The sequence below is a fragment of the Flagellimonas ochracea genome (assembly GCF_009903685.1).
Lineage (GTDB): Bacteria > Bacteroidota > Bacteroidia > Flavobacteriales > Flavobacteriaceae > Flagellimonas > Flagellimonas ochracea.
In genome coordinates this window covers 74,780-97,641 of sequence record NZ_JAAABI010000002.1, presented here as the reverse complement: position 1 = coordinate 97,641, position 22,862 = coordinate 74,780, and the positions used below count along the sequence as shown (strand labels likewise).

Annotated in this window: 18 protein-coding genes; 7 read left to right on the top strand and 11 right to left on the bottom strand. The window is 41.5% G+C overall.

Annotated elements, in window-relative coordinates; genetic code table 11:
• Positions 1 to 70: 70 nt before the first annotated feature.
• Entirely contained in the window at positions 71 to 2,287 is a 2,217-nt protein-coding gene (locus GTQ34_RS05945; protein WP_235915011.1) for a TonB-dependent receptor, read from the bottom strand.
• A 135-nt stretch (positions 2,288 to 2,422) separates the two neighbouring features.
• Here GTQ34_RS05945 and GTQ34_RS05940 point away from each other — a divergent pair, with 135 nt between their 5' ends.
• Complete coding sequence (locus GTQ34_RS05940) at positions 2,423 to 3,076, top strand: metal-dependent transcriptional regulator (protein ID WP_166522870.1); 654 nt, start codon at positions 2,423 to 2,425, stop codon at positions 3,074 to 3,076.
• Between the two features lie 3 nt (positions 3,077 to 3,079).
• The gene (locus GTQ34_RS05935) at positions 3,080 to 3,901 is read left to right on the top strand and encodes a ZIP family metal transporter (RefSeq protein WP_166522869.1); all 822 of its coding nucleotides are present in this window, start codon (positions 3,080 to 3,082) and stop codon (positions 3,899 to 3,901) included.
• A 1-nt stretch (position 3,902) separates the two neighbouring features.
• Here GTQ34_RS05935 and GTQ34_RS05930 read toward each other — a convergent pair whose 3' ends face one another.
• From GTQ34_RS05930 to GTQ34_RS05915, 4 genes are all read right to left on the bottom strand, one after another.
• The gene (locus GTQ34_RS05930) at positions 3,903 to 5,030 is read right to left on the bottom strand and encodes an efflux RND transporter periplasmic adaptor subunit (protein ID WP_166522868.1); all 1,128 of its coding nucleotides are present in this window, start codon (positions 5,028 to 5,030) and stop codon (positions 3,903 to 3,905) included.
• Positions 5,031 to 5,033: 3 nt separating this feature from the next.
• Positions 5,034 to 9,371, bottom strand: coding sequence for a CusA/CzcA family heavy metal efflux RND transporter (locus tag GTQ34_RS05925; protein WP_166522867.1), 4,338 nt, complete (start codon positions 9,369 to 9,371; stop codon positions 5,034 to 5,036).
• Positions 9,372 to 9,450: 79 nt separating this feature from the next.
• Positions 9,451 to 9,849: a hypothetical protein gene (locus GTQ34_RS05920; RefSeq protein ID WP_166522866.1), complete on the bottom strand. Its 399-nt coding sequence runs from the start codon at positions 9,847 to 9,849 to the stop codon at positions 9,451 to 9,453.
• 106 nt (positions 9,850 to 9,955) lie between these two features.
• Positions 9,956 to 10,435: a hypothetical protein gene (locus GTQ34_RS05915; RefSeq protein ID WP_166522865.1), complete on the bottom strand. Its 480-nt coding sequence runs from the start codon at positions 10,433 to 10,435 to the stop codon at positions 9,956 to 9,958.
• 265 nt (positions 10,436 to 10,700) lie between these two features.
• Between GTQ34_RS05915 and GTQ34_RS16715 the strand changes: the two genes are divergently transcribed.
• Positions 10,701 to 14,822 carry an FG-GAP-like repeat-containing protein gene (locus GTQ34_RS16715; RefSeq protein ID WP_208103851.1) on the top strand — a complete coding sequence of 1,374 codons (4,122 nt, stop codon included), beginning with the start codon at positions 10,701 to 10,703 and terminating at the stop codon, positions 14,820 to 14,822.
• A 39-nt stretch (positions 14,823 to 14,861) separates the two neighbouring features.
• On the opposite strand, the gene GTQ34_RS05895 is transcribed toward GTQ34_RS16715, so the two are convergent.
• Both GTQ34_RS05895 and GTQ34_RS05890 read right to left on the bottom strand, forming a co-directional pair.
• Positions 14,862 to 15,620, bottom strand: a complete 759-nt coding sequence (locus GTQ34_RS05895) for an SDR family NAD(P)-dependent oxidoreductase (RefSeq protein WP_166522864.1) — start codon at positions 15,618 to 15,620, stop codon at positions 14,862 to 14,864.
• A complete protein-coding gene (locus GTQ34_RS05890; protein ID WP_166522791.1) occupies positions 15,617 to 16,378 on the bottom strand; it encodes a DUF6090 family protein in 762 nt (253 codons plus the stop codon). The genes GTQ34_RS05895 and GTQ34_RS05890 overlap by 4 nt, the downstream gene beginning before the upstream one ends.
• Positions 16,379 to 16,495: 117 nt before the next feature.
• Between GTQ34_RS05890 and GTQ34_RS05885 the strand changes: the two genes are divergently transcribed.
• From GTQ34_RS05885 to GTQ34_RS05870, 4 genes are all read left to right on the top strand, one after another.
• Positions 16,496 to 18,538 (top strand): S9 family peptidase, encoded by a 2,043-nt coding sequence (locus GTQ34_RS05885; RefSeq protein ID WP_166522863.1) that lies wholly within the window; start codon positions 16,496 to 16,498, stop codon positions 18,536 to 18,538.
• A gap of 94 nt (positions 18,539 to 18,632) precedes the next feature.
• Complete coding sequence (locus GTQ34_RS05880; RefSeq protein ID WP_235914980.1) at positions 18,633 to 18,971, top strand: hypothetical protein; 339 nt, start codon at positions 18,633 to 18,635, stop codon at positions 18,969 to 18,971.
• Between the two features lie 42 nt (positions 18,972 to 19,013).
• A complete protein-coding gene (locus GTQ34_RS05875; protein ID WP_166522861.1) occupies positions 19,014 to 19,421 on the top strand; it encodes a DUF2141 domain-containing protein in 408 nt (135 codons plus the stop codon).
• Positions 19,422 to 19,428: 7 nt separating this feature from the next.
• Complete coding sequence (locus GTQ34_RS05870) at positions 19,429 to 19,821, top strand: DUF423 domain-containing protein (protein WP_166522860.1); 393 nt, start codon at positions 19,429 to 19,431, stop codon at positions 19,819 to 19,821.
• Positions 19,822 to 19,824: 3 nt separating this feature from the next.
• On the opposite strand, the gene GTQ34_RS05865 is transcribed toward GTQ34_RS05870, so the two are convergent.
• The 4 genes from GTQ34_RS05865 to GTQ34_RS05850 are packed head-to-tail and all read right to left on the bottom strand — an operon-like array spanning position 19,825 to position 22,651.
• Positions 19,825 to 20,538 carry a DUF4097 family beta strand repeat-containing protein gene (locus GTQ34_RS05865; RefSeq protein ID WP_166522859.1) on the bottom strand — a complete coding sequence of 238 codons (714 nt, stop codon included), beginning with the start codon at positions 20,536 to 20,538 and terminating at the stop codon, positions 19,825 to 19,827.
• Positions 20,539 to 20,559: 21 nt separating this feature from the next.
• Positions 20,560 to 21,312 (bottom strand): DUF4097 family beta strand repeat-containing protein, encoded by a 753-nt coding sequence (locus GTQ34_RS05860; RefSeq protein ID WP_166522858.1) that lies wholly within the window; start codon positions 21,310 to 21,312, stop codon positions 20,560 to 20,562.
• A gap of 20 nt (positions 21,313 to 21,332) precedes the next feature.
• The gene (locus GTQ34_RS05855; protein ID WP_166522857.1) at positions 21,333 to 22,124 is read right to left on the bottom strand and encodes a zf-HC2 domain-containing protein; all 792 of its coding nucleotides are present in this window, start codon (positions 22,122 to 22,124) and stop codon (positions 21,333 to 21,335) included.
• Positions 22,125 to 22,126: 2 nt separating this feature from the next.
• On the bottom strand, positions 22,127 to 22,651 hold the full coding sequence (locus GTQ34_RS05850; protein ID WP_166522856.1) for an RNA polymerase sigma factor: 525 nt from the start codon (positions 22,649 to 22,651) through the stop codon (positions 22,127 to 22,129).
• Positions 22,652 to 22,862 lie beyond the last annotated feature (211 nt).

Here is a 22,862-nt window from a genome sequence, read left to right as displayed (position 1 = left end):
TGAATAGCGGAGTATCGGTGTTGAGTTAGAAATACTAATTCAAAGATAACCATTGCTCTACTATTTGCTTTTAGAAAACGGTATATCGCAATCCAAAGAAGCCACGTATACCCTGATTGGGTGCATACACATAATTGGGGTCAAAAGTTAGTGCGAATGGATTGTTTGCTGTTGCTACGGCATTTCCGTTGCTATCAAAGGTTACATTCTGATCAAAAGGATCGTTGGCCCTGGCAATAATAAAAGGATTACCCTGGTTAGGGGTCCAGTCCAATAGGTTTTTAACCCCTCCGTACACTTCAAAATCCTTTAAGCCTTTATACGTAAACTGAATGTTCTGGATGCTCCATGTGGGAGAGTTGGGGGCTCTGGGGTCCAAGTCACCCAATAGTGGCAAACGCATCGGACCGTATAGGTTACCTGTATAATCAACAGATAGATTGAGGGCACGAAAAGTATACGATACATTCCAGGTACCGGTGAAACTCTCTGTAAGAATTTGACGCTGGGCAACCCCATCTTCGGTATTGCTCACATCCTGCCAGGTGGCTCCGGCCAAAAAGCGGAGACCATTCGCAAATACCATTTCCAAATTGGCACTCACCCCTTGGGAAACTGATTTTCCATTCAAATTATCGTAAATAATCTGGTTTGGGTTGGTGTCATAATCGGGCAAGATAACGTTGGAAAAGTTCGTATAAAACGCAGAGGCGTCCAAACTCATGAACGTACCATGGTTGCTATAAATCTTTTTTAGATAATTGAGATTGACATTTATGGAACGTTCTGGTTTCAACGCTTCCGCAATCACTACTTCTCTGGCACCGGTGAGTGCTGCGTGATCTTCCGTAAAAAGATTGACCACCCGAAATCCGGTACCCGCATTCACCCTAAAAATATCATGGTCGGAAAATTTCCATTTGTAAGCGGCTCTTGGTGTAAAAATATTACCATGTCGGTTGTCATAATCATAACGCAGCCCTGTTAAAAATGAATGTTTTGGGGCCAACCGGATTTCGTCCTGAACAAATAGACTGGGAATCCAGACGTTTTCCGCCAGAGGGGTCGCGGGGGTATTGTCATCGTAGTAGTTATATCTGAGGGCACTCCCCAAAAGCAGATGGTGCTTTCCAATCGACTTGTCCCAGGTCAGTTGGGCAAAACCGATACGTTGGTCGGCCAAGTAAAGCTCATTTCCATAGGCAGAGTTTTGAGTATGATCATTATAGGAAAGGGAAAGTAATACACTCTCTTTTATGGGAAGCTCATACTTGCCTAAAACTTCCCATCTACGGGTATAGATACTTTCCCCATAGATTTCATCTCCACCTCGAAATTCGGGTGTCCATTGCATTTCTCCACCCCAGCGGTCTTCGTAGAAAAACCGACCTGCCAACGAAAACACTCGCGAGTCTTTTCTTTTGAAATTCCATTTTTGGAAAATGGAAATACGGTCCTGAAGGGTAACATCAGTAAAATTGTCGTTATTATTGTCAATCGGGATATCATAGTTGAAGTAGTTGACGCCCAATAACAAGTCGGTCTTTTGGCCAAAGCTGATTTTGCTTCCTACATCCAGATTGTACTCTCCCCACCCAGTTGCAAACCCATCCATAAAAAATTCAGGGGCGTTGGGAGCGTGCTTGGTGATGATATTAATCAATCCACCCACTGCCTCACTACCATACAAGGTAGAAGCTGGCCCTTTCACGATTTCAATTTGTTCTATCAAAGAATTGGGGATTCCTGTAAGGCCATATACAGTTCCCAAACCGCTGACGATGGGCATGCCATCGATAAGCACCAAAGTATACGGACCTTCCAAACCGTTGATATGGATATCACCCGTATTGCACACATTGCAGTTGATTTGGGGGCGCACTCCGTTTACATTTTGGAGAGCATCAAAAATGCTCGGAGTTGGATTTTTTTTGAAAAAAGCAGGGGAGTAGACCTCCACGGGTACAGGACTCTCCAATCGGCTAACAGGTTTTAAAGTTCCGGTCACCACAGTTTCTTTCAAACTTTCCGCAGAAGGGTCCAATTGTATTTCAAGCCTTTTGGCTTCCCCTTTTCCAATCAGTATATTGGTCCTGTAGGGCTTGTAACCAATAGATGAAGCAATCAACACATATGAACCTGGGGTCAGTTCTGTGAATGAGAACTGTCCCTCTTTGTCTGTCGCGGTTCCTAGTTGGGTTCCTTTGAGCACTATATTTACATAGGGCAGTGGGGCACCATTTTCAGAAACAATTCCTGAAAGAACAGTTTTTTGTGCAGCACCCATAAGAGGGAACAGCATTAAAATTCGCAGGACCAATACCTTTTCAATAAATTTCAATACAAGTAAAATTATATTTAGACAAATCTAAAAATAGCTTTTGACAAATAAAAATGTATTTTTGAAAAAATATTTTTCCCAATGACCCGTTCGGAGGAAAACTATCTCAAAACCATATTTCATTTGGGAGGCCACAAAGGCACCTCCATTGCCACCAATGCTATTGCGGAACAGATGGAAACCAAGCCTTCTTCCGTGACAGACATGGCCCGAAAGTTGGCCCAAAAGGGATTGCTGCACTACAAAAAGTACCAGGGAGTTTCCCTTACGGAAATTGGCAAGGAGAAAGCGTTGTCCATTATTAGAAAGCACCGTTTGTGGGAGGTATTTTTGGTTGAAAAGTTGGATTTTGCATGGGATGAGGTCCACGAAGTGGCAGAGCAATTGGAACACATTAAAAGTGAAAAGTTGATAGATAAACTTGATGAGCTGCTGGATTTTCCCAAGTATGACCCCCATGGTGATCCTATTCCGACCAAAGACGGTAAGTTCATGGAACGGGATAAAAAATTGCTGAGCGAAATGCCAATTAGTGCTTCAGGAGTTTGTGTTGGGGTGAAGGATTCTTCAGCCCCGTTCCTTAAGTTTTTGGATAAGAACAAGATTGCCCTGGGCAATGCGATACAAGTTCTGGAAAAAGAAGACTTTGATCAATCTCTTCGGATAGCCATGGAAGGGAGGGAACTTCGGATTTCACATCAAATCGCGTCTAACCTATATGTTAAAATAGAATAAGCCATGGAACAGGTAATTTCTTACTTACAGACTATTGACCCCATTTTGGCGGCTTTATATGCCACCTTGTTTACTTGGGGACTGACCGCTGCGGGAGCTGGTCTTGTTTTCCTTTTCAAGAGCCCAAAACGTGCCCTTATGGACGGTATGTTAGGTTTTACGGGGGGCGTGATGGTCGCTGCCAGCTTTTGGAGTCTTTTGGCCCCAGGAATTGAAATGAGTGAGGGCGAGGGTTTTGTTAAGGTTATCCCGGCAGCAACCGGATTTTTGTTAGGTGCCTTATTTATCTACGGGTTGGATAAAATTTTACCCCATTTGCACATAAACTTTAAGATTGATGAAGCAGAAGGAGTTAAAACACCTTGGCACAGAACCACCTTATTGGTGTTGGCCATCACCTTGCACAACATTCCTGAAGGTCTTGCCGTGGGAGTACTTTTCGGCGGAGTAGCTTCGGGGTTTGAAGGGGCCACAATTGGTGGAGCCGTTGCCTTGGCATTGGGTATTGGTCTTCAGAATTTTCCAGAGGGTTTTGCCGTTGCAGTGCCTATGAGGCGGCATGGTCTAAGTAGAAGAAAAAGCTGGATGTATGGTCAGGCTTCGGCAATCGTGGAGCCCATCGCTGGCGTGTTGGGTGCTTGGGCGGTATTAACTTTCGAGCCCATTTTGCCTTATGCACTTGCGTTCGCTGCAGGGGCCATGATCTTTGTGGTGGTGGAGGAGGTGATTCCGGAGACCCAACAGGATAAATATACCGATATCGCCACCATGGGCTTCATCGGGGGGTTTATCATCATGATGACCTTGGACGTAGGTCTGGGGTAGTTCAATTTCCAAGAAGACCAAAGACACCTTTCACCAAAAATTGGTCCTCTGGCTTTATATTTTCGGAAGGCTTTATCTCGATATAATCCTTAAAAGTACTTCCCGTAGTGACACTAACCTTTTGAAAGATAAGATTGTCTTCTTGATTGGAAACCAGTTTTAAAAGATAGGATATTCCTTCTGAGCTTGTGACGGCATCTACTGGCAAGGACCAAACCTGTGTGACATCGGTCATAATATGGGCATTTACGAACATGCCAGGTAGAAAATTGTTGTTTTCATTATCCAGATGTCCGTGGACCTTAATGGTACGTTTGGCATCATCAATGGAAGTTCCCACTAAATAAACAGTTGCCGTATAGGGGTCTTCGGAGGATTCTGGGATTTCAAACTGGATTTTTTGACCCTTTTTCACTTTTAAGATATCCTTTTCGAACACTGTGAGTTCCAAGTGCACGTGGTTGTTATCAACAATCTCCAACATTTCGGTGGATGGGGCCACGTAACTTCCTGTCGACACGTTCATTTTGGTGATACTGCCATCAATCGGAGAATAAATTACCGCTTCCGATGTTATGATCAACTGTTCCACGTTTTTTGGTGATATGTTTAGCATTTGTAACTGCTTTTTGAGGCCTTCATACTTTGCCAATGAAGTTTCGTAATTGCTCTTTGCCTCTAGATATTTTTTTTCTGAAGTGATGTTTTCCTCAAAAAGCGTTTTGTTTCGGGTATATTCGACCTTCAAAAAATCGAGCTGGTTGTACACCCCAAGATACTCTTGTTGCATTTTTACAAATTCTTGATTTTCCAAGGTTATCAAAGCTTGACCTTTCTTGACCTTATCGCCTACCAACAAAAGGGTTTTTTTTACAAAACCGCCCATAAAGGCCGTAATCACAGCTTTGTTTTGAGGCGGTACGTCGATAATGCCAGAGGTTTCCACCATTTTTGGGAACGTTTTTTTCTCCAAGGTTCCCAATTGAAAGTTGTTGGTGTTGAACTGCTCTTGGGTCAGTCTGATTTCTAGTATTTCGTGTTCCTGCGATGGGTATTGTTTTTTTTCGTTGCCACACCCCATCAGTAGAAGAAGGAAAGCAGATAAAAAGTAGAAGAATATATTTTTCATGATTTATAGGGTTATCGTCAAATAATTAATTGCAATTACGGTTTGATTGTACTGGTTTAGCACGTCTAAATAGTTTAGTTGGATTTCGTAGGCGTTTTCGAGACTTTGGATGTACTGAAAAAAATCAATCTCCCCGTTTAAAAAATTTCCAGAAGCCGCTTTTATGATTTGTTCTGAAAGCTGTGTCCCTTCTTTTTCATAATATTCAAGCTCTTTGGCCTGTTGTTCCAACTGGCCAAATAAGGCCTCACGCCTTTGCATGGCAGTAATGGCCATTTGTTGGTTTTCCATAGCTGTGATTTCCGCTTTTATCTTTGAAGATTTAAGCTTGCTACTATGTCCAAAGAAGAACACAGGAATCTTCAATCCGAGTTGAACGCCGTATAGTGATGTTCCCAGTCCTTTGTTGGTGCCCTGGAAATATTCTAGGTTGATATCAGGGAGCAGCCGGTTTGCTTCCAGTCGATTTTGGGCATTACTGAGTTGTTGCCTGTAGTTTAAGAAAGAGGTTTCCGTTTCCAGAAGTCCGACAGAATTTTGTAAGGCCAGTTTAGTGGGGTGTTGGATGCTTATGTCCAATGAATCATCACTTTGCACCAAACTTGCTATTTCAGTATATGAGGTTTTAATTTCTCTGTGAATCTTGGAATATGCATTTGCGATTTGCCGCTGCTTGGCAAGTGCTGTGACTTTCTCCAAGTAGTTGGTCTCTCCAAGCTCAAATCGTCTGTTGGCAGCATGGGCAAATTGGGTATAGATGCTATCCAGGGTCTTGTAGAGGACTGCTTTCTGGTTCAGGGTCTGAAATTGATAATAGGCCATGCTCAGTGATTTGTACAATTCTTTTTTTCGTATTTCAAATGCACTTTTTTGAAGTTGATAATTGGCCGTTTGAAGTTTACTTTTTGCACCATACACGGATGGAAATTCAAACTGCTGCTGCACCCCAAAAACTGTAATGGGTTCTCCATTTATGGCTAAGTTGTTTTCATCATAATGGTAATACACTTCAGTCTTTTCAAATTGAAAAGCCGTTCCTTTCAGGGTTTCTGCTTGATCGAGCATTAGTGCATTGGCATTCATTCCTTTGTTATTTTTCAAGGAAAGCTCCATCAATTCTTGCAAATCCATTTGCTGTTGTGACATCCCAGGAATGGGGAAGAGCAGCAAAATAAGCATCAATATTTTTTTGAACATTTTCTTTTTCTTTTTCATTCTTCCGACTTGGATGTTATGTGTGTACGCATACAAAACGGGGAGAACTATCAAGGTTAATAAAGTAGCTGTGATCAATCCTCCAATAACCACCGTGGCCAAAGGTCTTTGTACTTCTGCACCTGCATTGGTGGAAACCGCCATGGGCAGGAATCCCAGAGCAGCTGCCGAAGCTGTGAGCAGAACTGCTCGAAGACGATCTTTGGTTCCTTGCACAATCAAATCTTCCATGGAGTCAAAGTCAGAACGCCCCAGTTCTTTAAAGTGTTCAATGAGGACAATTCCGTTGAGCACGGCTATCCCAAAAAGGGCAATAAAACCTACCCCAGCGGAAATGCTAAAGGGCATGCCCCGTATCCAGAGTAGCAGAACACCGCCAACGGCGGCAAGAGGTATGGCTGAGAAAATCAAGAGGGCCTCTTTAATCGAATTGAATGCAAAGTATAACATGATGAAGATGAGCAATAGTGCAATGGGAACAGCAATCAGTAACCTCCCTTTGGCATTCTGAAGATTTTCAAATTGTCCCCCATAAGACACCGTATACCCCGAGGGCAAAACCAAATTATCGTTGATCAACGCTTCCACATCATCTACCACAGATTGTAGATCACGATTCCTGACATTTATGCCCACTACAATTCGCCTATGCGTATCGTCCCTAGAAATTTTGGCCGCCCCTTTTTGATAGGTAATTTGTGCCAGTTCACTGAGCGGAATCTTTCCGCCGGACGGTACATCGACATAAAGGTTTCTAAGATCTGAAATATCCTCTCGATTAGAATCACCAAGACGGACCACTAAATCAAACTGTCTTTCTCCTTCAAAGATGCTACCTACGACTTTTCCTGCGAATCCCATCGAAATCATTTCATTCAGATCTGCAATATTGAGGCCGTGACGGGCAATTTTGCCCCGATCATAGGTTACATTCATTTGCGGCAGTCCTTCCACCTTCTCCACCGTGATATCGGATGCACCTTCAACGTTTTCTATGAGACTTTTAATTTCATTCGCCTTTTTGTTCAATGTCTCTAGGTCTTCTCCAAAAATTTTTATGGCAATATCCGCCCTTACTCCGGTAATCAACTCGTTAAAGCGCATTTCTATGGGTTGGGTAAATTCCACTTCGATGCTGGGTATTATCCGAAGCGCTTCTTTGAATTTGTCGGCCAGTTCATCTTTGGTCTTTGCGGAAACCCATTCCGATTTTGGCTTGAGTATGATGATCACATCACTTTCTTCCATGGACATGGGATCTGTTGGCACCTCCGCGGCTCCAATTCTGCTGACCACCTGCTTTACTTCAGGAAACTTGTCCAACAAAATTTGTTCGATTTTGGTCGTGGTCTCTACTGTTTTTGCCAACGAAGTACCGGTTTTGAGCACGGGTTGAATTACAAAATCACCTTCGTCCAGCGTAGGCACAAACTCTGCCCCCATCGTGGAGAATAAAAGCGCAGCTCCCAATAGCAACACTGCTGCTATGGACAATACCAGTTTTTTACTTCGTAAGGCCCAGTGAATGACAGGCTCATACTGCCTGTTTATCCAGCGCATTAACCGGACAGCGATATTTTTTGAAGAATCTTTTTTTGGCTTCAAAACTAATGAAGAAGCTACCGGAACATAGGTGAAACAAAACACGATGGCACCCAATAGGGCAAAACTGAACGTCAATGCCATGGGCCTGAACATTTTTCCTTCAACACCACTCAAGGATAAAATGGGGATGAATACTATTAAAATGATCAGTTGCCCAAAGATGGCCGAGTTCATCATTTTGGAAGCGCCCTCCAAAGTAATTTCATCCTTCAAGATAAGCGCTTGGGCCTTGGAAGCGGCGTTGAGCTCTGTGTATCTTTTGCTAATCTGAAAGGCAATATACTCCACGATTATTACTGCCCCATCTATGATGATGCCAAAATCAATCGCCCCAAGACTCAAAAGATTGGCATCCACCCCAAAAAGATACATCAACGAAAGCGCAAAGAGCAGACAAAGTGGAATAACGGAAGCAACAACAAGGCCGGATCGCCAATTGCCCAAAAGCAGTACCACCACAAAGATGACAATCAAACAGCCTAGAATGAGATTTTCGGTAACAGTAAAGGTTGTTCTTCCGATAAGTTCACTGCGGTCCAAAAAGGGATTGATATACACCCCTTCGGGCAATGATTTTGATATATTGGCCACCCTTTCCTTTACCGCATCGATAACTTCTTTGGAGTTGGCATTCTTGAGCATCATAATTTGACCCAGAACCTTCTCCCCCTCACCATTACCAGTAATGGCCCCAAAACGTGGCGCACTGCCAAAGCCCACCTCGGCCACATCTTTTATGTAAATAGGAATTTCATTTCGTGTGGTCACTACAATCTTCTCGATATCATTCAAACTCCCTATTAGACCCTCACCCCTAATAAAGTAGGCCTGATCTACTTTTTCAATATATCCGCCACCGGCAACACTGTTGTTCTTTTCCAAAGCTTTGAAGACTTCTTTGGCGGTAACACGCAAAGCATTTAATTTTTGGGTCTTAATGGCCACCTCATACTGCTTCAGGTATCCTCCCCAGGTATTGACTTCGACCACTCCGGGAATACCCGAAAGCTGGCGTTTCACTATCCAATCCTGAATGGTCCTGAGTTGGGTAGGGCTGTACAGGTCCTTGTAGGCGGGCTCTACATCTAGAATATACTGGTAGATTTCTCCCAACCCCGTGGTTATGGGACCCATTTCCGGTGTGCCAAAACTTTCGGGAATTCGTTTTGAAGCGGATTTTATTTTTTCTGCAATCAACTGTCTCGGAAGATAGGTTCCCATATTATCTTCAAAAACAATGGTAACCACGGAAAGTCCAAACTTTGATACAGAACGGATTTCCTTAACGCTGGGCAAGTTAGCCATTTCCAGCTCTACAGGATAGGTAATAAATTGCTCCATGTCCTGAGTGGAAAGACTTCTAGAGGTAGTGATGACCTGCACCTGATTGTTGGTGACATCGGGAACGGCACCTATGGATATCTTGGATAGTGAAAACAGTCCAAAACAGATTATAAAAAATGTGAAAAGAAGAACAGCGAATTTGTTCTTGATACTAAAATTAATGATTTTTGAAAACATGATTCATAGATAATAGATAGCGTTATAAATTCCAATAATGCATCTGATGAAAGAGTTCAGCAAAGCTGAATACTATGAATTATGCGTGTTTTGGAGGCTGAAAAGGGCTATCCGACCAAATGGAGGAGTAGGATTTTTGATAATGGAAATTCCCCGAGGTTGTCATAGGCATTTCAGAACGGGATTCCAGAATGGGCTTGGCATTGACGACAAAGACCAAAAGCTGGGAGCATTGCGTTTGGTGTTGAAAAGGAAGCTTTTCATGGTCTTCTTGCTCTTCTTGATGTTTTTGACTGTGATCGGCCTTTTGCTTGCCATAATGTTTTGATAGGAAGACCAAAAAATTATCACCATATTCTTCATTATGGTATTGATAGTGTTCCACAAGTTCATCCAGCTCCACTAAGTCGTTAAAGTGAATGTTGATGCTCTGAAGTAAAATGAGCAATGCTGTTCCTATGGCTAAAAACTTGTTCATAGTTGCCATATAAAATTACAAATTTTGAATGGTAAGTCTATGGTTGTCAAATAATTTATAATCAATCTGGTTTCGAAAAAGATGGTTATCGAAGTATTTGAAATAATCAAAAATCTTTTAGTTCATTCAGGGCCATACCTAAATCATACTGTAGATCTTCGTGTAGTAAGGTCAATTTTTTCTCAATAAAGACCAATTGTCTTTGATATAGGTTGTAGAGGGCGGTATTTTGTTTTATGGTGGGTCGAAATGCATTCAGTTTTTGACAAAAGAAAAGCAAAAGTTCAATTTCCGTCTCCTTGTTTCCAGAGTACCGGATATACTTTTTAAGGGTACGCAAAATCTTTCGCACACTTTTTTTAATGTAAAAAAAGCTGTGGCGGTTGATTTCTTCAAATTGCTGGTCCACCTCAGCCTTTATGCTTTCAATATAGTTGGACTCATTTCCTGATTCGAATAGGAGGTAGGTGAGCAGCTCTTTGTTTTCTTTCTTAAATCGCGCCAACCTCAAGGTAATGGCCAACAGCTCCTCGCAATTCTGATATTGCAGTTCTTTTTTCAGTTGGGCAATGGTAGCGGCTTTCATCAACCTCTAATATACAAAGACCTGTCAAATCAATGATTGTATCATGGCGCTATGTTTCTAAAACTGGGAAGGCGCAGCTACTGCTTGGTTTTGCGCCCGGTACTTGTATCATCAGTGAAAAACTATATCTTGAACAGCCTAATAAAGACTAAAAAAACCTATTTGAGAGCGGTTAATCCAGAGCTTAGCGCATTTAATCCCCCTGGATTGTTGATTTCAAATCTAATTGCTAATATTGCATCGTTTTACAATTACTTAACATTTCATGGTAAGTGGGCATCGACTACTTTTTAGCTTTTTTTTCATTTTTCTAGCTCATGGTATCCATGGCCAGGCATATTTTGAAAGATCTTCCGTATTCTCCAGTGACGGCGAGGTAGGCTATGGTCAAATCGCCACATTTCATGGACCTGGGATTTCATTTGTGGATTATGATGGTGATGGCTGGGACGATATTACCATACCCTCTTCCTCGACCAAAGACTTTCAATTTTTAAAAAATACAGGAGGACTATTTGCTGTACAAGATTTACCGATCAGCAGTAATGGCTTACAATCACGTCAGGTAACTTGGGTTGATTTTGACAATGATGGCGACAATGATTTTTTTGCTACAAGTGATTTGGGACGCTGCTGGTTTTACAGAAATGATGGCAACAACAATTTTACGGATATTCTTGAGTCTTCCAATATTGCTTCACCATCATGGGCCTATTGGGGAGTTGCATGGGGAGATTACGACAATGACGGTTATCTCGATGCTTTTTTGATGGTTAGAGCTTCAGTAGACCTAATGGAACATAATCTATTATACCACAATAATGGGGATGGCACATTCACTGATGTAACAGATTCAGCTGGCCTACACCTAACGGGCAAGATGACGCAAAGCGCTTCTTTTTTTGATTATGACCGTGATGGGTTTCAGGACATTATTTTGGCCAATGATAAAGACTTGGTACAAAATGTCCTATACAAGAACAATGGTGACGGAACCTTTCAAGACGTGAGTATTTTGTCGAATATGGATTTGGAAATGGATGGAATGTCCACCACCATTTCGGATTATGACAACGACGGATTTCTTGATGTATACATTACCAATATCTATCCACCTGACCTTGTAACAAGCGTTTTTGGGAATGCTTTCATGAAGAATAACGGGGATGGCACTTTTACTAATATTGCACAAAGTAATGGTACCCGGTTTGACAGCTTTGGGTGGGGAGCTGTTTTTCTTGATTCAGAAAATGATGGGGATTTAGATCTGTTCGTGAATGGCCATTTAGATGGTACCGATGATAGAATATCATCCGCCTACTATGAAAATGATGGTAATGGAGATTACTTTGTTCCTGAGTCGAACGGATTTGAAGATGATATGGCGAGTAGTTATGGCAATGCAATAGGGGATATTCAAAACGATGGCCTTCCCGATTTGGTTGTTGTTAATTTAAACGACGAACCGTTGGACGTTTGGAGAAATAAATCCGTAACCCAAAACAATTGGCTAAAAATAAAATTAGTGGGTACGGATAGCAACCGTATGGGTATTGGGTCATATATCAAAATAGGTATCGGGGGTCAGACTTTTTATAGATATACACTATGTGGAGAGGGCTATATTGGGCAAAATAGCAGTTATGAGTTCGTTGGCTTGGGTTCTGCCACGTCAGTTGATTATGTAGAGGTAACATGGCTCAGCGGAATTGTTGACCTAATCGAGAATATAGATGCCAACCAGGCCATAACAATTACCGAAGGTTCAAATGCCATAGAAGTTGATGATAATCATGGTAATGGTTCTAATGAAAATGAATCAGAGCATTCTGTGGCAAGACAATGGAATGAGGTTTTATTGAATGCGATTAGATGGGATTTTGCAAGACCGACTGTCCATGCGCGTAACCTATTCCATACCTCTATGGCCATGTATGACGCTTGGGCTATTTTTGAAGATAAGGCGGAAACTGTTTTTTTAGGTAAAACTTTCGGAGGGTATTCGTGCGAGTTCGAGGGTATAGTCGAGCCAGCAGATGTTGAAGATGCATCTGAAGAAATCATGAGTTATGCGATGTATCGCCTATTAAATCATAGGTTTGCCGAATCACCAGGAGCAACTGCCACATTGCAAATTACAAATAATCTATTCAGTTCTCTAGGTTATGATTCCAATATGACAAGTACAGATTATAGCAGCGGATCGTATGCCGCCTTGGGCAATTATTTGGCAGAGCAATTGATAAGTTTTGGGCTTAATGATGGCTCCAATGAAAGCAATGGATATGAGAATGAATACTATAATCCGGTCAATCAACCACTTGAACTTGATAGTTATCAAGAACCCTTTGCACTGGCTGATCCAAATAGATGGCAGCCATTAAAATTTGAAAGTTTTGTAGATCAAAGTGGAAATTTGATTACTGGGAATACTCCGGAATTTCTTAGCCCGGAGTGGGGAGAAGTTACTCCTTTTGCACTTAGGGAAGCAGATTTAGCAATCCTACAAAATGATTTTGACAGTTATATTTATAATGATCCTGGAGCGCCACCGGAAATTCAGATGGGAAATGGTATCGAAGATCCCTACAAATGGCATTTTGCATTAGTGGCTTCTTGGTCTTCTCATCTTGATCCAAACGATCCAACGGAAATAGATATTTCACCTGCATCCATAGGAAATGTTGGCATTGAAAATTATCCTAATACGTTTTCCGAGTACCAAACTTTCTATAACTTCATGGAAGGTGGTGATATAAGTACTGGACATCCATTAAATCCGTACACCCAACAACCCTATGAACCTCAAATGGTTAAGCGTGCCGATTATGCAAGGGTATTGGCAGAATTTTGGGCTGACGGACCTGATTCAGAAACACCGCCAGGGCACTGGTTCACCATACTTAATTACGTATCTGATCATCCTGAAACCGTAAAATATTTTGGAGGGAATGAGCCATTATCAAGCGACTTGGAATGGGATGTGAAATCGTATCTTGCCTTGGGTGGCGCCATGCACGATGCAGCTGTAACTACTTGGGGTGTAAAGGGTTATTATGATTATATCAGACCTATTTCTGCTATAAGATATATGGCGTCCAAAGGGCAGAGCACCAATGCTGCCTTGCCAAGTTATAATCCGCATGGTCTTCCCTTGATACCTGGAAGAATCGAATTGATCGAAACGGGAGACCCATTGGCGGGGCCAATGGATGAGAATGTCAATAAAGTTAAAATTCTGGGCTGGAAAGGACCTGATTTTATTTCGGACCCTACTATGGATGTTGCCGGTGTAGATTGGATTCTTGGAACACATTGGTGGCCATATCAGCGTCCTACATTTGTAACACCTCCATTTGCGGGTTATGTTTCAGGCCATTCCACCTTTTCCAGAGCGGCTGCTGAAGTATTGACCTTGATAACTGGAGATGCTTTTTTCCCAGGAGGAATGGGTATTTTTGATATTGAACAAAATAATTTTCTGGTTTTTGAGCAAGGGCCCAGTGAAAATTTGACGCTACAATGGGCTACGTATAGGGATGCTTCAGACCAAACAAGTCTTTCTAGGATATGGGGAGGTATTCATCCTCCTATTGATGACATTCCAGGGAGGCTCATGGGCGAAAAAATAGGTAAAGAATCCTTTAGTTTGGCCCAAGAATACTATGAAGGTCTGGTTAATTTCGGTTCCGATAATTTTTTGATTGAAATTAATGGGGAAACCTGTGTGGACAAAAATGATGGTAGCATTACCATTATACCCAAAGATTATTACAACTATTCTGCAAACTTAGATGGTCAAGAATTTACTTTCACCACTGAGTTCACAATAAGCGACTTGGCCCCTGGCGAGCATCATCTTTGCTTAGGGGTCCAAGGCAATGACAATATTGAACAATGCTACAACATAGTGGTTTCAGAAGCAACCCAAATGACTACAACCACTGAACTCAAAGCAGTAGGCGAAAGCATAACCGCATCCATTGATATTGAAGGAGGGACTCCGCCTTATATCCTAGAGATCAATGATTCAAAAGTTGGTGAATTTGAAAATAGACAGTTTAGTACTTTGGTGAAAAATGGAGATGTGTTACAAGTATACTCAAAACTACGATGTGAAGGTATCTATTCTGAAACCATTGATATTGAAAACAGACCTATTCTTTACTCCAATCCTACTTCTTATGAAACCATTGTCAGAGTGGGAGAGGGAATAGGCAAGATTTCTATAAGCATCTATAGCATTAACGGACAATTTATTCGTTCTGACAATTACGAAATCAGTAATGGTGAAATAAAAATTCCGGTTGATGACCTACCTTCTGGAATCTATATATTAGTTGTTTCCACTAATCCAGAAGTGTCGTTCAAGTTAATTAAAGAATAAAGTCCTCTTTCGAATTCCAGTCAATCATAGCAGCTTTCATTAGCTTCGAAGATACGAAGCGCCATTCACGTCGATAATGGCGCCTGATGAATATTCAGCTCCATCTGAAGCCAAAAAGAGGATGGCATGGGCCACTTCTTCGGGTTTCGCCATGCGCTTAAACGGTGACTCTCGTAGTAAATTTTCCCGTTCAGCGGGAGTTAGTGTAGCTGCTGCCATTTCGGTCTCCGTAAATCCGGGAGCTACTACTCCGACATAAATATGGTGTGGTGCCAATTTTTTGGCCAACGATTGGCTCATGGCATTGAGTGCTGCCTTGCTGGCACCGTAGGCCGGTTTGGTAGGTTCGCCCCGAAATGCCCCTCGCGAAGATACATTGACAATGCGGCCCCCACCCGATTTCATCATCGCTTGAGCCCCCCAATAGCAAAGGTTGGCAGCTGCGAAGAGGTTGGTTTTAAAAATTTCTTCGAAAGCATAGGTCCAATGGTCAAAATCGACGGTATCAATTTCATGAAAGATGGAGATTCCTGCATTGTTGACCAGCACATCCAATTTTCCATAATGATTTACAAACTCTTCCACGAGGGCTTGACAGTTAGCTTTGCTGCTGATGTCTTTTTGAAAAAGTTGATGGCCTTTACCATAAAGTTCCGCCAGCGTTTTTTTGGCCTCTTCTATATTACTTCGAAAATTTAGACCTACTTGTGCCCCTTTTTCAGCAAATGCTTGGGCAGTGGCCTTACCGATACCTCGGGAGGCACCTGTAATCAGTATTTTCTTATTTTTGAAATTCATTTTATAGATTTATAGTTGCCATCCAATTTGTTTTCAAGGATGTTCATCAGCGCCTCTGTATCCTTTCGGATTGCGGGATACACCATATTTTTTTGAAATTTATAAAGGACAATAACGTTGTAGAACTGATTGTTTAACAGAAGGTATTGTCTTGAATCCAAATTGTGCTGCCAATCTTTCACTGAATGGTGCTGTTTTGGCGTGATTTTGTTTTCGTAAAAATTATCGGTGGCCATCACATACTCCTGAATGATGTCGACCGTTGCATCTAAAGTTTTTCTTTCATAGTATTGAAAGATTTCATGGGTGTTTTTTAGTTTGGCAATAGCTTCTTTTTCGCTATCGGAAAAAAGAGAAATATTCCCAGTGGCACCTAATTCGTCGAGCGTAAATGAGGATTTGTTGAAACTGTCCAATGAATAGGACACATTTTCCTTTTTTTGTATGAGGGTATCGATGAGAATGTTTTCTTGGTTATAGTAATTTATATAGTCGTTGACCTTTTTTTCATGAGCTTCCCTTTGGCGATTCAGACTGTCCAAAACCTTTAAATCAGTTTTCAGTTCGGCGACTAAGTTTTTACGATATTGTTTCAATTGCTCATCTTTCTTTCTCTGCTCGTTCCAGTTATTGATTTGCAACGCAATCAAAATACCAATGACGACCAATACGATTTCGCCTATTGCATAGAGCAAATATTTTGAGAACTTGTTCTCAGAAAGCATTTTTTGCCGAATATGGCGGAAAAATTTAAGCATAGACGATTGGCGATTTTGAATAAATATAATAAGTTATGAAACAAGACCTGCAATAATGTGCCTGGTTGTTAGAATCCACACTTTCCATTACCTTTAAATACTTCAAAACGCTACACAATGCACAAACTATTATTATTTGTTCTTTTTGGTCTAACTATTCATGTTTCAACAGCCCAAAAAGAAAACTTCTCCTATCTCGATGTTTTTGATATGCAATATGCCTCTGACCCGCAAATTTCACCGAACGGGGAATGGGTGGTTTATAGGAGGGTAGGATTTGATATCCTTAAAGACAAATCCAAAGGCAATCTATGGATAATAAGGACTGATGGAAGCCAACATCAGAAACTTACTGCTCGAGAGGTCAACGAAACCAATCCGCAGTGGTCCCCAAACGGAGACCGTATTGTTTTTTCGAGCACTACGGATGAGGGTTCGGAAATTTATATGTACTGGGTGGCAACCGGCAAAGTGGCCCGACTTACCCAATTGCCCTTCAGTCCCAGCTCACTAACTTGGTCGCCCAATGGGAAGCAACTGGCTTTTTCCATGAACGTGCCTGAAGCACCTCCAGTAATAGCGAAAATTCCCAAAAAGCCCAAAGGAGCAAAATGGGCGGATTCGCCAAGAATCACTGATCGCGTTTACCATGAAGCCGATGGCAGGGGATATATTAAACCCGGATTCAGCCATATTTTTACAATACCTGCTGATGGGGGCGCCCCTCGTCAGATCACCTCGGGTGATTGGCATCATCGAGGGACTCTATCTTGGTCTCCGGATGGGGCGAAGATTTATTTTTCTGCCAATAGGGTTGAAGACTGGGAATATCGTTTCAGGAATAGCGAAATCTACTCCGTAGAAGTGGAAAGTGGTGAAATTGTGGCCTTGACAGACCGCAATGGACCAGATTACAATCCACAGGTATCGCCGGATGGGAAACAAATCGCCTACCTGGGCTTTGAAGACAAGGTGCAGGCCTATCAAACTCGAAAACTGCATATCATGAACATTGATGGTAGCAATAAACGTATGATTTCAGGGGCATTGGACAGAACCCTGTCTAGAATTCAATGGGATGCCAAGGGCAAGGGACTATACATTTACTATGATGACAAAGGGAATGGGAAGATTGGATATATCTCTCTTTCGGGAAATGTAGAGAAGTTGGTCGATAATGTGGGAGGTACAACTCTAGGAAGACCTTATGCCAGTGGATCATACAGTGTTTCTGAAAATGGGACCATCGCCTTTACCCAGACAAGGCCCAATAATCCAGCGGAACTGGCCATACGTGGTTCAAGGGCTGTAAATCCTAAGAAGATTACAGATTTGAATGGTGCTTTGCTCAATTATCGGAGTTTGGGCAACGTGGAGGAAGTGTGGTACAAATCTTCTTATGATGGCCGCGATATCCAAGGTTGGGTTGTATATCCACCAAATTATGATAAGAACAAAAAATATCCGTTTATGGTGGAAAATCATGGAGGCCCGATTTTGAATTACGGAGACCGATTTTCCATTGAAATGCAGCTTTATGCCTCAGCAGGTTATGTTGTATTCTATCCCAACCCTCGAGGAAGTACCAGCTACGGGGAGGAATTTGGGAATCTTTTGTACAATAATTATCCAGGACAAGATTATGATGATGTAATGGACGGTGTGGACCATTGTATTAAAATGGGCATTGCCCATGAAGACCAACTTTTTGTGACTGGAGGCAGTGCCGGAGGCATCATGTCAGCCTGGATTATTGGAAAAAACAACCGATTTGAAGCTGCCGTGGTAGCAAAACCGGTCATGAACTGGATCAGTAAGACTTTGGTGGCGGACAACTACTTCTATTATTATGATCATCGCTATCCAGGGCAACCTTGGGAAAATTTTGAGGGCTATTGGAAATTTTCCCCCATTTCGCTCGTTGGTAATGTAGAGACCCCCACCATGGTAATGGTCGGGATGGATGATTTGAGAACTCCTCCCAGTGAAGCCAAGCAGCTGTATCATGCCCTAAAATTGCGGAAGATTGAGACGGTTTTGGTAGAAATCCCTGGAGCTAGCCATGGCATAGCAAGCAGACCCAGCAATTTGATAACCAAGATAGCCCATACCGTGGCATGGTTCGATAAGTACAGAGCAGACAAAGAAGATGACGAGTAAAAAGAGGCGACATTGGTTTTGGAACATTTTAATTGTTCTTACACTAATAGCCTGTTCACTTGCTTTTGTAGCTCATTATAAAAACTGGCAAAAGATGGAAGATGGAACGTTTCGGATTTTCTCCGGAATCTACCATCAAAAGATTGCGGTTGCAGACATGGACAGCATTATGTTGGTGAAGAAGTTGCCCGAAATGGAACGTTCTTCAGGCTTTTCTTGGATGATAAAGGAAAAAGGAATTTTTGTGGACTCATTGAACCAAACCAAAGTATACGTTTTTGTAGATGATCTAAGGCAGCAGAAAATAAAATTGGTCCATCATGACTCGCTTAAAATGTTTTTCAATTTCAAGGATAGTTTAAAAACCCAAAAAATATATAGTATTTTGCAAACTGAACTGTCAAAACCTCAGAAGAACCAAAACGAATTTTGAAACCGTATATGTGAGATGATACATAAAATGTTCCAGGTTAGTATGAGAAATATTTTATTGACATTTGTTTTCCTTCCCTCTTTTCTTTTGGCTCAAAACACTATTTCCGTGCACGTAAAAAACGTGGATTCTGACTCAGGCCACGTCAATGTGGCGGTTTATGATTCTGATGATTCCTTTCTTTCATTTGATAAAGTTTTGAAGACAGGCAGTGTGCCTGCCAATGAGGGGATGGTTACCCTTAGGATTGATGATTTGCCTGTTGGGGAGTATGCATTGGCCGTGTTCCATGATGAAAATGCAAACGGCGAATTGGACACCAATTGGTTGGGCATACCCAAAGAAAAAATTGCTTTTTCCAAAGGAAAGATGCACACATTTGGTCCTCCAAAGTATAGGGAATGTGCTTTCAAGATCACTTCAGACTATGAAATCAGTATAGATTTATAAAGAAACAATGGAGATAATTCTATTGGCGCAGTTCATGGGAGCCCTTTATGGTTTGTTGGCCATAATTTTGGGCGCTTTTGGTGCTCATGTATTAAAACAAAAATTGACCCCTGAACTGCTCCTAAGTTTTGAGACAGGGGTCAAATATCAGATGTACCACGCCATCGTCCTTATTGTGTTGAGTTTTAATTTGGGTTTTGACCGTCCTCTTGATTCAGCCATTATCAACTGTTTTGTCTTTGGAACCCTTTTGTTTTCTTTCAGTATTTATGCCCTTTGTTTAAGTGCCACCAAGGATAGAAAACTTCGCTTTTTGGGACCCGTAACCCCAATCGGAGGACTACTTTTGGCCGTTGGTTGGACCCTATTACTTTACAATTTTTTGAGCCCAATCATTTAGATTTTAAAGCCTTAAATACATATTGCCATTAATGGTATTCAATTTTAGAAAGTATGTGGCATTATCAAAACTCCCCTCTACTTTTTGCCCGACGTGCCGGTCTATGACCTTTAAGTTTAATTTCTCATCCGCGTAGATGCTGCCGTGAATTGTTTCTGCCACCAAACGTGAATTGTTCAAGACCAAGTCGATTTCACCATTGATGGTTTTTAGGTCCATATCTCCCTCGTACTTTTCAATATCAATGTTCCCATTGATCAAATCTGCGGTAAAATCACCTTCAATTATGTCGGCTTTAAGGTCCCCATTGATGCTGCTCACCCTAAAATTGGACTTCTTAGGAACATACAGCACGTAATCAAACTCATAGGTTTCATAAGTGTGGTAATACCTCTTTTTCCCTTCCGGAGCATTTTTGTTCCATTCGTCATAAAAAGCCTTAAAGAGATCCTCCGCCTTTGAAGTTATGGAGATGGAGCCGCTACTTTCCTTAATGTCCAATTTGTATAGATCTAGATATTTTCCGTCTTTGGTGGTTATATCCGCCTTGAAATATACGGTGGGCTTGTCCCATGTTTTTACCTCAATATCCGAGGCGAACTTGACATCCACATCAATAAATTGATCGGCGTATTTGAATGTTTTCTCAATTACTTTTTGGGCGCTTAAGGAAATTACAGCTAGGCCCAGTAATAGGGTGATGGTTAATTTTTTCATGACTGTTTTTTTTGTTGATGATTATTTCTTTCTTAGATAGATGTTGCCGTTGGTGGATTTTAGGGAAATGGCAACCCCACCATTGTTAATGGATGCCTTTAGTTTTCTCCCTGTTACGGATTTTAGACCATTTTTTTCCTCCCTTTCAATATCGAAGTTGGTGTAGATATCGCCATTGGTGCAGTTCATGGAGAGGTTGGCCGGGGTGTTTGCTGGCATGGTCACGTCAACCGCTCCGTTGGTATTGTAAATGGAAATTGGGGAGTCTTGATTAATCGTGCCAAATTCCACTGTAATCTCCCCATTTAGCGCATTGGCCGTCACAGGACCGTTGACATTCATAATCTCAACACTTCCATTGAGTTGTGCGTCTGCTTCAATTTCTCCTGCAAAACCATAAATTTCGATGTCGCCATTCCAAGTACTCTTTACAGAAACATTTTGGCTTTTGGGAAGAAAAATTTCTGCCCCCTCCGATTTTCTCAAGTTTTTGACCAACAAGGTATTTCCGTCTTCCACCACGTAGAAACCAACTTCGGTGTTATCGTTACCTCCCTCGCCCACTAATCGAAGCCCTTTGGCTTTTTCGGAAACTTTGTGGGCCCTGCTGCCCTTGATCAGCAATTCGTTTGAATTGTGTGTCCGGACAATGATGTCTGCCTTGGACTCAATTTTCACCCAAGCAATACCGCTTAGGGACTTGGTGTAGTTGTTCTGTGCGCTGGCTATGGTTCCCAAGACCAGGGCTGTCAATACAATTGTGAATTTTCTCATGATTTTTCGTTTTTTGATGTTTAAATAATTTTAGGTAGTCCAGCTTTTATTTGATCTTTAATGAAAGGCTGTGTATCTTCTTGTTCCAACAACTTCTTCATTGGTCCAACCGCCTTTTTTTCTTGAATCTGAACCAAAGTCTGGATAATACCAATTTGGATGCTTGGATTTTTTTCGTTTTCCAACGCTTGAATAAAAACCTCTTTTACTCTTTCTGAAGTGGTAAATTTGGACAGGGCGTCGAATGCAGTTAATCGTACATTATCGTGTTCATCATGTAGCAAACGATCAGCAAGGGCTTCAATAATGGCCTCATCTGGGTCTTCAAACTCTTCGATATAGCTAACCCCCTGTATTCTCTTGCTAGCAGATTGATTTTCCATTAAGGACAACATAACGGTCTGTTTCATCTGCATGCTTTCATTTTGTAGGGCCAGTAGATTTTCATCCGCTTTTTGTTTTTGAAATACCCCACCCATTTGAAAGGAAGCCACCAAAAGAGCAATGCTTGCAGCTACCTTTAATACGTTGGAGGCCCAATTGGATTTGGTTTTTTCCTGCGTAATGGAAACCACTTTGCCCATGGAGTTCTTTTCACGTTCCAAGGCATGCTCAAAATTTGTCTTGAGCCTTTCCGTGGGGACTTCAATATGGTCTTCATCCATTGCTTTGAACAATATTCGTAGCTCTTCCAATTCCTTTCTACAAACTTGGCACTCCTTTAGGTGTTGTTCCACCGCATTTTTTTCTTTTTGGGAAAGGACATTGTCCAAATAATCCGGAAGTCGGTCCTTAACATGATTCTTTTCCATGGTCATATATTTTCCAAATAGATTTCCTTTAATTTTTTCAATATTCTAAAAACTTTCGTTTTCACTGCACCTGGGGTACTTCCCACAATCAATGCCAGTTCTTCGTAACGAACTTCGTCGAATCGGTTTAAAATGATCAATTCACGGTCAGAGTCACTCAACTTATTCAATGCACTCTGTAAATGTGAATACTCTTCCTGCGCTTCATTTTGGTTTTCAATGATTTCATGATCAAGCACATCAGCACTCAAATGGTTTTTATGGTTTCTTGCAAAATGTGTCTTTAAGTTGTTTCTGGCAATGGTGAACAACCAAGACAGAAATGAACCATTTTTATAAGAGCTTCTGTATTTGATCAGTTTGTAAAACACATCCTGGGTCAAATCCTCACTCAACATACTATCACCGCTCATTTTGTACAAGAAATTGTATACGTACTGGTGATGTCTATCGAAAAGGACCTTGAGCAGATCTAAGTTGCCCTCAGCTACCTTTTGCATGATCATTTCATCTGAAAGTGTTTCCAAATGTTGTTTTTACGTTGGTGTTTGTCTTATATAGTCTGAAAATTAAGAAAGGTTACATGAGGAAGTAAAAAAAATCAGGAAAATGATTTTGAATCAGCAATAATGAATGAAGAGAAGAAAAGTAAACTTCGGGATTTATGCACAACCGCAGTTGTCATGTCCGCAGTCCTTAGAACCTTTTTTCTTCCCTGGTAGAAGTGATTTCGGAAGC